The organism is Sutcliffiella horikoshii, assembly GCF_044809035.1.
GTDB lineage: Bacteria > Bacillota > Bacilli > Bacillales > Bacillaceae_I > Sutcliffiella_A > Sutcliffiella_A horikoshii_G.
In genome coordinates this window covers 2,170,451-2,183,158 of the sequence record NZ_CP085237.1, presented here as the reverse complement: position 1 = coordinate 2,183,158, position 12,708 = coordinate 2,170,451, and the positions used below count along the sequence as shown (strand labels likewise).

The 12,708-nt window shown below is 39.5% G+C and carries 11 protein-coding genes; 4 read left to right on the top strand and 7 right to left on the bottom strand.

The annotated features are described in order from the left end of the window. Positions 1–108: 108 nt before the first annotated feature. Together LG307_RS11315 and LG307_RS11310 are read right to left on the bottom strand one after the other, a co-directional pair. Complete coding sequence (locus tag LG307_RS11315; RefSeq protein WP_404441866.1) at positions 109–1,176, bottom strand: DUF3900 domain-containing protein; 1,068 nt, start codon at positions 1,174–1,176, stop codon at positions 109–111. Positions 1,177–1,268: 92 nt separating this feature from the next. Next, positions 1,269–2,510: an MFS transporter gene (locus LG307_RS11310; protein ID WP_404441864.1), complete on the bottom strand. Its 1,242-nt coding sequence runs from the start codon at positions 2,508–2,510 to the stop codon at positions 1,269–1,271. Positions 2,511–2,674: 164 nt separating this feature from the next. On the opposite strand from LG307_RS11310, the gene ltaE reads away from it, so the two are divergent. Next, positions 2,675–3,706, top strand: coding sequence for a low-specificity L-threonine aldolase (ltaE, locus tag LG307_RS11305; RefSeq protein WP_404441863.1), 1,032 nt, complete (start codon positions 2,675–2,677; stop codon positions 3,704–3,706). A 31-nt stretch (positions 3,707–3,737) separates the two neighbouring features. Here ltaE and LG307_RS11300 read toward each other — a convergent pair whose 3' ends face one another. From LG307_RS11300 to LG307_RS11280, 5 genes are all read right to left on the bottom strand, one after another. Then, positions 3,738–5,393: an AMP-binding protein gene (locus tag LG307_RS11300; RefSeq protein ID WP_404441861.1), complete on the bottom strand. Its 1,656-nt coding sequence runs from the start codon at positions 5,391–5,393 to the stop codon at positions 3,738–3,740. 78 nt (positions 5,394–5,471) lie between these two features. Then, on the bottom strand, positions 5,472–6,410 hold the full coding sequence (locus tag LG307_RS11295; RefSeq protein ID WP_404441859.1) for a hypothetical protein: 939 nt from the start codon (positions 6,408–6,410) through the stop codon (positions 5,472–5,474). A gap of 301 nt (positions 6,411–6,711) precedes the next feature. Further along, on the bottom strand, positions 6,712–7,194 hold the full coding sequence (locus tag LG307_RS11290) for a spore coat protein (RefSeq protein ID WP_404441857.1): 483 nt from the start codon (positions 7,192–7,194) through the stop codon (positions 6,712–6,714). Between the two features lie 28 nt (positions 7,195–7,222). After that, positions 7,223–7,432, bottom strand: coding sequence for a hypothetical protein (locus LG307_RS11285; protein ID WP_223489179.1), 210 nt, complete (start codon positions 7,430–7,432; stop codon positions 7,223–7,225). 337 nt (positions 7,433–7,769) lie between these two features. Further along, the gene (locus tag LG307_RS11280; protein WP_404441855.1) at positions 7,770–8,753 is read right to left on the bottom strand and encodes a Gfo/Idh/MocA family protein; all 984 of its coding nucleotides are present in this window, start codon (positions 8,751–8,753) and stop codon (positions 7,770–7,772) included. 396 nt (positions 8,754–9,149) lie between these two features. Between LG307_RS11280 and LG307_RS11275 the strand changes: the two genes are divergently transcribed. From LG307_RS11275 to argJ, 3 genes are all read left to right on the top strand, one after another. Then, the gene (locus LG307_RS11275; protein ID WP_404441853.1) at positions 9,150–10,283 is read left to right on the top strand and encodes a M20 family metallopeptidase; all 1,134 of its coding nucleotides are present in this window, start codon (positions 9,150–9,152) and stop codon (positions 10,281–10,283) included. A 133-nt stretch (positions 10,284–10,416) separates the two neighbouring features. After that, positions 10,417–11,454, top strand: coding sequence for an N-acetyl-gamma-glutamyl-phosphate reductase (argC, locus tag LG307_RS11270; RefSeq protein WP_404441852.1), 1,038 nt, complete (start codon positions 10,417–10,419; stop codon positions 11,452–11,454). 15 nt (positions 11,455–11,469) lie between these two features. Next, complete coding sequence (argJ, locus tag LG307_RS11265; RefSeq protein WP_404441851.1) at positions 11,470–12,708, top strand: bifunctional ornithine acetyltransferase/N-acetylglutamate synthase; 1,239 nt, start codon at positions 11,470–11,472, stop codon at positions 12,706–12,708.

Sequence of the window (12,708 nt, the reverse complement as noted above, 5' to 3'; positions counted from 1 at the left end):
TGAGAGAACAAGTATACCGAATGATGGACATCCATTCCATGAGAGTCACCCCTAAAAGGTATTTGTTCTTATTTTCTCAATGTTTGTTAAAATTATTCTTACCTTCGTTTACGAACTATACTTTTTATTTAATCGCTCTAATATCATCGTCAATTCACTCGGCTTTAGCATTTCAACAGGCGAGATATTCTTTTCAAATTGAAGAAAATCTCCTTCAAGAAGTACAACATATCGGTCATTGATCTTTGCTATATGAACATTCTCACCAAAGTCCGCCAGCAAGCTTTTAACAGAAATATGGTCGAGCTTGAATTTCAGTTCAATATCAGGTGTCTGTTCAATGATGGAGGAGGAAGCCTCTATCACTTGTTCGTCGGACCAACGCTCCTGAAGTTCGCGTTTAGGTGAAGTTGCCCAGGCTTCCATTGCCTGCTCCACTTTTTCCTTTTCTTCGCTTTCCTCTTGATAGGTTTCGGAGATTTCTTGATGCACCATTCCCATCACTTGGTTCTTAATGATTTCAGGCATCGATTCACCATATTCTACATACTTCAAGAAGTCTTCAAAGTAACGGGAATGAGAGGACTGGTGAATCTTTAATTCTCCTTCTTCCACCATTCCATCCTCAACCATAAAAGGATATTGGATGGACTTCATGTTTTTTGTGGTGATTGCCATCTGAACGTTATGGATAAGCGTCCGTTCATCTGTGATGGAGGCTACCTTTTGTTCAAAATCACATTTCAATATAAATACAAATGGTTCGTCAAAATACTTATTCAATTTAGCCCTAGTAACAATAAGCACGCCGCCTCTTACTGCAGTTGTGTCCGTATACGTGGTCGCTATTTCTTCAGCAGCAGCGGAAAATGTCTCTAAGTTATCGGCCTGTTTGATCCGATTAAATTGATTATAATTGGGGTTTGAACCAAGGTCGTAACCAGGTTCCACTATAAATCTGCCAATTTTCGTTGGTACTTGTTCATTTTTAGGATGCCGATCTACTTTCCTTTTTGTAATTTTCATCAACTCCCCATCCAGGAAAGGTTTTAATGCGCTCTCTTCATATGTATTTTCATCTAATACTGCCATAGGTTTGATTTGTTTTTTTGCATTGTCTCCACTGCCTTCTACTTCAATCAGGTAAAAGGCTAATGTCTTTATATCAAAATCCATCTTTATCACCATTTTCACTAAGGTATCTGTAAGCACTTAACCAAGTATAGGCAAAAGAAAAGAAAGGGTCAACAGGAACCCTTTCTTCTACATTATTGATGCATTTCCCTTACCTTTTGATCACTAGGAAGGAGGAATGTTAATAATCCGATGAATGGTAAGCATACAGTGAAAAGGATGGTATCTGTTAATCCTACCCAATCAGCCAGCACCCCAAGAGCTACAGATCCAACTGCTCCCATTCCGAATGCAAGTCCTACAATCAGTCCGGAAACCAACCCGATCCGGCCAGGGACTAATTCCTGTGCATATACTACTGTTACCGAGAAGCTAGAAAGAATGATGAATCCAATTATGGCAACAAGTATATAGGCAAATATAGGACCTACAAAAGGTAACAGCAAGGCAAGTGGAGCGGAACCAAGCATGGAAAGAGAAATAATAAGTCTCTTGCCGAAACGATCTGCCAGCGGTCCCCCAAAGAATGTTCCCACTGCACCTGCACCTAAAAATACGAAAATATATAGTTGTGAGTCTGCTATAGGTATTCCATAGTTCTCAATGGCATAAAATGCGTAGAAATTGGTGATACCAGCATGGAACCATGACCGCGCAAATACAAGGAAAATCAGCAAACAGATCGAAAAGGTGATAATGCGTTTATTTTCGATGCCTTTTTCGGATCTTTTAGTTAATGTGGTATTCTTTTGCTTTACCGGTCTAATAGGATTTGATACTTGTTGTTTGTACCAAGCAGCAATGTAGAAAAGTAAGATTACTGCGGCAGCAGCGACCACAGTAAACCAGAGTACGCCGATTTGACCCAATGGAAGCAAGATATAAGCGGCCATCAACGGAGCTAAAGCCTGACCCGAATTGCCTCCTACTTGGTATATGGATTGTGCCAGGCCTCTGCGGTTTCCCGCAGCCATATAGGCTACTCGGGAACCTTCTGGGTGAAAGGCAGCGGAACCTAGTCCAATAAATACTACAGAAATTATAATTACCCAAAAGTTTGAAGCCAATGCCAAGCCAATAATTCCGAATAAAGACAAAGTAAGACCAAATGGCAGTGCATAAGGGGACGGTCTTTTGTCTGTCATAATGCCAACTACAGGTTGAATAAGGGAAGATGTAGCATTAAGCGTGAATGCAATTAGTCCAAGTTGGGTAAAGGTTAGCCCCATGGAATTTTGCAACACAGGGAATAACGCGGGCACCACCGACTGCAAGGCATCATTCAGCAAGTGGACGAGTCCTATGATAAAAAGGATCGGATAGACGGTGGAGCTTTCGGTATTTGCGGTATCTAGTTTAATTTTTTGTGCTTGCATTTTTCATTTAAACTCCTTTAATGGTAATAGGTGTTAATAGCCAACATATGTATATTGAATTATCATAGCACGTGAATGGGATGGGTGGTAGATTATTTTACGGAATGCGAAATAAATAGGATTCTGTTAAAATGAAGTAAAAAAGGAAGGGGATAGGTGTGGTTATGATTGATTTACGAAGTGATACGGTAACAAAACCCACAGAAGAAATGAGAAAGGCTTCCTATGAAGCGAAAGTGGGAGATGATGTGTACGGAGAAGATCCGACGGTCACGCTATTAGAAGAAAAAGCTGCTAAGATTCTCGGGAAGGAATCGGCCCTTTTTGTTACAAGCGGTACGCAAGGAAACCAGATTGCCGTACTAACACATTGCCGACCGGGAAACGAGATATTACTAGAACAAGAATCTCATATCTTTTATTATGAATCTGGTGCGGTAGCCGCCTTGGCGGGTGTCCAAACTAGAACAATTCCAGGTATTAACGGGATCATGAATCCTAAAGACGTAGAAGCTGCAATACGAGGGGAAGATCAACACTTTCCTGAAACTGGACTTATTTGTATCGAAAATACACATAATCGTGCAGGCGGGGCAGTAGTACCTGTCACAAACATGGCAGAAATCTATGAAATTGCTCAACATCATTCCATACCCGTGCATGTGGATGGGGCCCGGCTGTTTAACGCTGCAGCAAGTTCGGGAATCCCGATAGAAGAATTCACCAAACATTGCGATACGGTACAGATCTGTTTGTCCAAAGGTTTGGGTGCTCCTGTAGGGTCAATCATAGCAGGTCCTAATGAATTTATTAAACGCGCCAGGAAGTGGAGAAAGCGTCTTGGCGGTGGATTGAGGCAAGTTGGCATCATCGCTGCTCCTGGATTACTGGCGTTAACCAAAATGACGGAAAGACTTTCTGAAGATCATGCAAATGCTATGTTTCTTGCTGAAGGATTAAGGAACATCCTTTCATTGAAGATAGTGAATTCGGTTGATACCAATATTGTCGTAATGGATGTGGCAGAGTTAGATTTAAATGCTGAGCAGTTTGTACAAGCATTAAGAGACAAAGGTGTGTTGGCCGTTACCTTTGGACCTACGCTTGTTCGCCTTACTACTCACTATGATGTGAATAGAGAGGATATGGAGAGGGTCATTACTAGTATTGATGAAATTGTGAATGCAAGAAAATAAAGCGGGAAGGGGTTTATAGCCCCTCCCTGTTTTAGATTTTGACTAGTGTCTTTACGGCATGTTCTCTAAGTTTGAATTTTTGAATCTTTCCGGATGCCGTCATGGGATACTCTTCAAGGATTTCCACATAAAAAGGTATTTTGTATTTGGATATCTTACCAGCGCAATAATCTTTTACTTCTTGACTGCTCAAGGTTTCCCCTGGTTTAACCTTAATGAATGCTGCAACTTGCTCTCCTAATCTTTCATCAGGGACACCGACAATTTGTACATCAAATACTTTAGGGTGGGTGTATAGAAATTCTTCCACTTCGCGCGGATAAATATTTTCCCCACCACGGATAATCATATCTTTTAGTCTGCCTGTAATGACAACATACCCATTATCATCCATTGTCGCAAGGTCCCCTGTATGGAGCCAACCTTCGCTATCAATTGCATCTCTCGTTTGTTCCTCCATATTATAGTAGCCCTTCATAACAAGGTAACCTCTTGTACAAAGTTCGCCTTGCACTCCATTTGGAACATTTTCACCTGTTGCAGGGTCTATAATCTTCACTTCGACATTATCTAAAGCGCTTCCAACAGTGGACACGCGCCTCTCAATGCTGTCATATGGTCTCGTTTGTGTAATAACGGGGGATGCTTCTGTTTGTCCATATGCAATGGTAATTTCCTTTGCTCCCATATCATGAACCACTCTTTTCATAATTTCCGTTGGACAAGGAGACCCTGCCATAATACCGGTTCGTAAACTTGTTAAGTTGTAATGTTCAAATTCAGGGTGATTAAGTTCTGCGATAAACATGGTTGGAACTCCGTAAAGCGCCGTGCATTTTTCTTGTTCAACTGCTTTTAATACTAAAAGAGGATCGAACATAATAAGAGGGACCATCGTCGCCCCTGTAGCAACAGCAGCAAGGGTGCCCATTACACAACCAAAACAGTGGAAAAATGGAACGGGAATGCATATTCTGTCATCAGCGGTCAGTCTTTGACATTCCGCAACGTTAACGGCATTATTAATAATATTTGAGTGGGTAAGCATAACCCCTTTTGGGAAGCCAGTCGTACCAGAAGTATATTGCATATTAATCACTTCATCAAAGTTTGTGCTGTTCTGTCGGTCCATTAGTTCTTCATCAGTAATGGACGAGGTATCCTTCAATAGGTCATCCCATACGAACATACCTGGATGACTTTCGCTTCCCATATAAATAACGTTCTTCAACTTTGGTAGTCTACTAGAGGTAAGTTCCCCAGGGGCAAAAGTGGATAACTCAGGACATAGTTCATGAAGCATATCCAAGTAGCTGACCCCTTTAAAACCATCCATAAGAAGAAGGGTGGTGGAATCTGATTGACGCAATAGATATTCCAGTTCTTTAGATTGATAGCTAGTATTTACGGTTACTAAAACTGCACCGATCTTCGCACTCGCATATTGGGTAATTAACCACTCAGGTTTATTGGAAGCCCAAACAGCAATATGATCTCCTTTTTTAATGCCAAGACTCATAAAACCCTTTGCTACTTGGTTGGAAATTTGTTGAAATTCTTTGTAACTGTACCGTAGCCCTGTTTCCATATACACTACTGCTTCTTTATCAGGATAACGTGATACTGTTTCATCCAATAGATTTCCTATTGTTTTATGTACTAATTTTGCCATGGTTTCAACCTCCAAATAGAAAAGTAAGTGCTAGTTAAATATTAGTATGAATCTTCAGAAAAATCAAACCAAAAAAATAGAGCAGCCCGAAGACTACTCTTGCTTTACTTCTACTTTTTTCACTTCATTGTTGTCAGATTCAAGGGGAGCCTTTTGAATGATTCTTTCCTTTAATCCAAACATACTGCCACTCAGATAGTGCAAGGTTTGTTTATATTTACTATCAATGGATGTTATGGCTGTTTCCAACTTATCAACAAGTGTTTGCCTTAATATATTTAATTGATCGGCAATTTTTTGAGAGGCAATATCTTGACTGTCAAGGCGTTCCATTACAGACTGATGAAACATTTCTTGTACCTGCAGTTTTTTATTTATCTCTTGATAAAAATGTTCCTGGTCATGTAATTTTGCTTGAATGTCTCCATACAATTCTTCATATTTTTCCAATTTTAAGTGTATGCCTCGTGTCAAATCCTCTTGAAATGCCAATTGATCTATTGTGGCTTGACTCAACAGTTTTTCTTCTTCCACCAACAACTCCAAGTTATCCAGTCTTTGTTCTACTTTCTTGCTGCTTTCTTCATTTGTTAGGATATTACCTTGAAGTTCTTCACTTACTAGCGACTGAACTCTTAACAATTCAAGGAGCTGTTCGTAGTTTTTATCGTGATCATTTACTTTTTCTGCTAGGTCTTCATGACTTTTTGCTTGCAAAAGTACTTTGTCATAAACTTGACGAACATCATTGTCCTGAGTTGCTATCAATTCTGAAAGCTCCTGATGAGCTTCTTCCTGAGTGTTAAACTTATTTAGCAGAAGTTGATGATTGTCTATTTGCATGGAAATACTTTGTTGTAAATGATCATTTATTTCATTAACTGTATTAGAAACAGTCAAATTCGTTTCTTCTTGCCGATTTATAATATCCTCTAAATAGTTTTTTCGGAATTCCTGCTGATTAGACGAAATGGACGTGGTGTGATGGAATAATTTAGGGTGGGGAAGCAGGTTGTCATTTTTCTCTCGCATAAGTTGACTCCTTCTTTAATATAGGTTTTTGAACTATACTATACTATGAGATAGTATTCAATTTGCGCTCGTTTTAGAGAAAACTAGGCAAATGACTAGATTGGAAATGTTGAAAAATAAAAAGAAGACCAACTTTCTGATCTTCTTTTTTCCGAACTATTTGTAGGTGTGGTGTAAGATGGGTATAGCAAGGAGGCTATGATATGCTATGGCAGGAATTGCAGGTGTTTTTCCGGCACTTTAGATAAGAAGGAGTGTTACATGGCAGTTTTTTGCTGAAGTGGGCAATTCTTCAGCAAAATTATAAGATGTCTACAGCAACAACAAGGGCAATCAATAGTTGAAGAAGTAGCTGAATGTTTAATACTAGGTCAGTGTCAGTAGTAGTTACTTTTACACCACGAGAGTTTTGAATATACGTTTGTTGGTGGTTTACTTGTACGGATTTGGAACTTTGAAGCAACTCTTGGATTACTTGCTCTGCTTTATTGCTGTCTGCGATACTAACACTGATTACCAAAGCGATGGCAGCTTGAATTGCAGCCTGCAATGATACAGCAATTTTTGTATCAGTAGTTGTTACTTCAATATCGCAAGAATCTTTAATTACAATTTGCTCATAGGATTTTTGAATCATTTTGTTTACTTGGTCAGCTTCTTGAGCTACACCATCATTGTCAAGTGGATGTCTGCTTCCTGCTGCTAAAGCATTCCATTCACCCTTATTACCGCAGCCATTATCATAGCCGCAGCTTCTTCCACCGAATAACCAATCTTTACTCATTATTTAAATCCCCCATTTTTAAAAATTTTTATTTTTCTTCTTTTTGAAGTTTTTCCATTTTCCCGAAAGAATCTTGGATATCTGCAACCAATTTCTTCAGTTGCGCTTTTTGCTCTTTGGAGAAGTTATCTCCACTTAGTTTTACATTGTGTTTCTTTAAAACATTTTGAAGCATCATGTTAGTTGTTGCCTGGGTTAGTTTTGAAATCTCTCGTTGCATATCTTTGCTATCTGCCATTCTTACACCCCCTTTTTCTTATCTACCACATACTATGTATTTACTAGAGAAGAGAGTGGACGCATGTCCTCTATCAACCGTCCATTTTTACTAGATTTTACAAAATAGGCGTTAAGCCTATTAAAAATATGCTATAAACAATAGTTTTTGATTGGCTTCTGCTAAAAGGGGATTAGTTTCACCCTGGGCGATGAGGACCTCTCTAGGGTGAAATAGGAAGAGGAGAGGTCCTTCCGTAGAATGAGAACCTCTCTAGCTCGAAAAGAGAACGAGAGGTCTTCAAATAAAAAAGAACCGCCCTTGTGTAACAGGCGATTCCTTCATGAATAAACATTTATTAATTGTCCGCTGGATAAACCAGTCCGATTTGAGATCGAGCTTCTTCTATTAATTCCATCGTTTGCAGGGAGGCAGTGAGAGAATTGATTGAAGATTCCTTTTCACCAGATTTAATAAGCCGAATAAATTCTTCTGCTTCGTAATACATAGAGTGATCGATTTGAGGGACCGTAATGTCTTCCTCTGTCCCGTCTTTGTATCTAATCAGCACCTTCTCAGGCGTATGGATAGTATCCATAATGATGGTTCCTTCTTCCCCTTGTATTTCTGATGGAAGGTAGGAGTTTGCTATTTTAGAATAGGCAACCGAAGCATCCATGCCTTCATACTGGAACAAGATACTCCCTTGACCATCTACGCCCGATTCAAGCATTTGGGCCATGGCAAATAAAGCTTTCGGTTTCCCAAACAACGCCACCATCGGATAGATGGTATAGATACCGATGTCCATTAAAGCTCCATTGGAAAACTCAGGCTTGAAAGCATTAAGTACCGTGCCTTCCTTGTACTTATCATAGCGAGAAGAATACTGACAATAACTCGCTACATAACGTCTGATTTTCCCGATTTTTTGTAGGTTTTCTTTAACTGCCAAGAAATTTGGAAGGAGGGTGCTTTTCATTGCCTCCATCAGAACTACGTTATTTCTTTTTGCCGTATCTATCATTTCCGATAATTCTCTAGTATTTGATGCTACCGGTTTTTCGCATAACACATGTTTACCTTGGCTCATGCAGGCAATCGCTTGCATTGCATGTAAAGAATTCGGGCTGGCTATATAAACTGCATCGAATTCGTTGCTTCTTGAAAACTCATTCAGATCAGTATATGTAGAAGTTACATTGAATTTTCTTCCAAATTCTTTTGCTGTTTCTTCTCTTCTAGAGTAGACAGCCGTTAAACGGAAATCTTCAGACTCTAGTGCTGCATTGATAAATGATTCTGTTATCCAGTTGGTTCCGATTACGCCAAAACGTATCAATGTGATTCCTTCTTTCTTTCATAGATGTAGACAGTATAGCAGAAATGACGATATGGTAGCAAAAAAAAAGAAGGCACCTAAAAAGGTACCTTCTTTGCGTATTGAGGCGAGGGACAGCATGACCACATTCATGCCTTGCTCAAAGAGCGGGTCCGTCGACTTACACAATTCAGCTCATCGCCTAACTACTATAACATAGATTTACAGTAATGCGTAATATATTGTTTATTCAGATAAAATTAATTTTTATGAGAAAATAGGTTTGAATTCTTAAAATAGGTAGAATAAAGGAAATATAGGACTTAATAAGTAGAAAAGGTATAATGGTATAGGTAAATAAATATATGTATATAGAAGAACAAGGTTTATGCGTCTATTATGTCAGGAGAGAGTAAGATGAAAGAGTTTTTAAAAAACAACCAATTTAACATGCTGGAACTCCTCGAAAAACTGGTCAATATTGATAGTGGTTCTACTTCAAAAGAAGGGATAGATCAAATAGGATCCATCCTATCAAAGGAGTATAGAGCTATAGGATTTTCTGTTCAAGTTCTTGAAGAAGAGAAGTATGGAAATCATTTGGTCATTCAACATCCGCTAGCAAAAGAACCAAAAATAATTATTGTTGCCCATATGGATACTGTTTTTCCTAACGGTACCGTTCAGTGCCGGCCATTCAAGGTAGAAGGTGACAGGGCTTATGGCCCTGGTGTGATTGATATGAAAGCAAGCCAGGTGTCCATTCTGTATGCTATGAAAGCATTGATTCATTCCCATTCCAAAGCTTATCAGGATGTTGTTCTTGTATTGAACAGTGATGAAGAAATCGGTTCACCATCTTCCAAATCCCTCATTGAAAGTAAGGCAAAGGATAAAAAGTATGCTCTGATTATGGAACCTGCGAGAAAAGATGGTTCTTTAGTTACGGCCAGAAGAGGTAAAGGAAAATATACAATAAATGTTCGCGGCCGGGCAGCACATTCCGGAATTGAACCGGAAAAAGGAAGAAGTGCCATTGAAGAACTCGCACATAAAGTGATTCAGCTACACGCACTTAATGACCATTCAAAAGGGATCAGTGTGAATGTAGGTTTGATTGAGGGAGGCTCGTCCGTTAATACTGTCTCCGATAGTGCAGTGGCACATGTGGACATTAGGATTACGGATCGGGATCAAGCATTACCAATTGAACGTAAATTGGTGAAAATCTGTGCATCTACTGATGTCAAAGGAACAGAAGTCGAGCTAATCGGAGAAATGAACAGGCTGCCTATGGAGAAGACAGCTCGAACTGAATCGCTGTTACATGTAATTGAAAAAGTAGGAGAACAAATCGGAGTAGAGGTGAAAGATACGGCTACAGGCGGAGGATCGGATGCTTCTTTTACTGCTGCAATGGGAATTGCCACTGTTGACGGGATGGGTCCAGTCGGAGGAAATGCCCATAGTGAAGAGGAGTATTTAGAAATACCCTCTTTAGCAGAACGAACGGAACTATTGGCCAAGACAATTGCGGCCTTAGGAGAATGAAATTTTAAGAAGATGACTTTGGAGAAGATTCCAGGGTCATCTTTTTTTATATCTTTTCAAAAAACATATTGTATTTTTATACATACATAGTTATAATAATTCATATTATTAACGCATGGAGAGGATGAAGGACTTGAAGGTTGGAATTATCGGAGCGAACGGGTATAGCGGGGCTGAACTTATAAGAATATTAATGCAACATCCAGAAGCGGAATTGAGTTTTCTTGGTTCCCACTCTACAAGTGGAACATTGATTACCGAACAATATCCCCATTTACAAGGGATTACAGAGAATAGATTAGAAGAAATGAATATAGACGATATATTGGAAAGTGCAGAATTGTTCTTTTTTGCTACTCCATCTGGAGTGGCTAAAGACCTTGTTCATAGATTTGTAGAAGAGGAGATTCCTTGTATTGACCTCTCAGGGGATCATCGGTTAAAAGATTCTCGATTATACGACAAGTGGTATAAATATTCACCAGCGTCAGCTAGTGTTCTACAAAAGTCTACATATGGGCTGCCAGAACTTTTCAGAAAAGAAATCAAACACGCTTCGTTGATTGCAAACCCAGGCTGTTATCCAACTGCGACATTAATTGGTCTTGCACCTCTATTAAAGGCTAAGCTGATTCATGTAAACAGCATCATCATTGATGGTAAATCGGGAGTAACCGGCGCAGGTAGAAAGGTATCAATGGGTACTCACTATTGTGAAGTAAATGAAAATGTTAGGGCATATAAACTTGGAAACCATCAGCATATTCCAGAAATGGAACAAGTAATTCAAACTTATACCAATTCTGATACCACCATCACTTTTACTCCGCATCTCGTTCCGATGTCAAGAGGCATATTGTGCACGATTTATGGTGATTTGACACAATCTTTGACAACCAAAGATGCATTAGACCTCTATCATGAGTTCTATCGACAAGAGTATTTTGTTCGAATCAGACAGGAGAATCAATGGCCCTCCACAAAAGAAGTATACGGCTCCAACTATTGTGACCTGGGGATAACAGTGGACGAAAGAACCAACAGAATCATCATTGTGTCTGTTATCGACAATGTGATGAAAGGGGCATCAGGGCAGGCTATTCAAAATATGAACATTATGAACGGCTGGAACGAGCAAGCAGGACTAAAGATAACACCAGTTTATCCATAAATAAGAGGTGAGAAAATGGAAGTTGGAATATTATCAAAAAAAGTAAAATGGAATGCTGTTGAACAAGGAAATATATGTACGCCAAAAGGGTTTTCAGCAGGAGGGGTGCACTGCGGAATAAAACGTAAGCGCAAAGACCTTGGCTGGATTTATAGCGAAGTTCCTGCAACAGCTGCAGCAGTATACACAACCAATCAATTTCAAGCACCCCCACTTAAAGTATCACAGGAAAGCATTAACACCAACGGAAGCCTTCAAGGAGTCATCGTTAACTCTGGTAATGCTAACTCTTGTACAGGAAAAGAAGGATTACAAAACGCTTATAAAATGAGAGAAATATTTGCCGAGAAAGCCCGTATCAAAGAGCAGGATGTTGCGGTCGTTTCGACAGGAGTCATAGGAGAACAACTTCCAATGAATAAGATCATAACAGGAGTGGAATCGATATCATCGCTTGTAAACTGTGAGGATGCTCCTTCTTTTGAAGAAGCAATTATGACTACAGACACCTTTACAAAACATATATGTCTTCAGCTAGAGATTGAAAATAAGGTGTTTACGATAGCAGGAGCTGCAAAGGGTTCGGGCATGGTTCATCCTAATATGGCAACTATGCTTGGATTTGTCACAACAGACATCCATATTCAACATGATACATTACATCAAGCATTAAGAGAGGTAACTGCAGAGACATTTAATATGATAACTGTGGACGGAGATACAAGTACAAATGACATGGTGCTTGTGATGGCAAATGGGATGGCCGGGAATGAACAATGGACGCAAAATGACGATGAATACACTCTTTTCAAAGAAGGGCTTCACATCGTATGCCAATCACTCTCTCAACAAATAGCACGAGACGGGGAAGGTGCCACTAAATTAATTGAAGTACAAGTGAATGGTGCAGAAACGGCACACGATGCCCAAGTAATTGCTAAAACCATTGTCGGTTCGAGTTTAGTAAAAACAGCGGTTTTTGGCGAGGATCCGAACTGGGGAAGGATTGTGTCAGCTGTTGGGTATAGCGGAATCTCCATTGACACGGAAAAAATCAAAGTGATGATCGGGCCAATCTTGATCGTGAAGGATGGAATGCCAGTTGTGTTCTGCGAAGAAGAAGCCAAATTTTATTTAAAGAATGAAAAAATTGAAATAGTGGTGGATCTTTTAGCAGGAAGTGAAAATGGTACTGCTTGGGGTTGTGATTTATCCTACGATTATGTACGAATTAATGCATCATATCGAACGTGA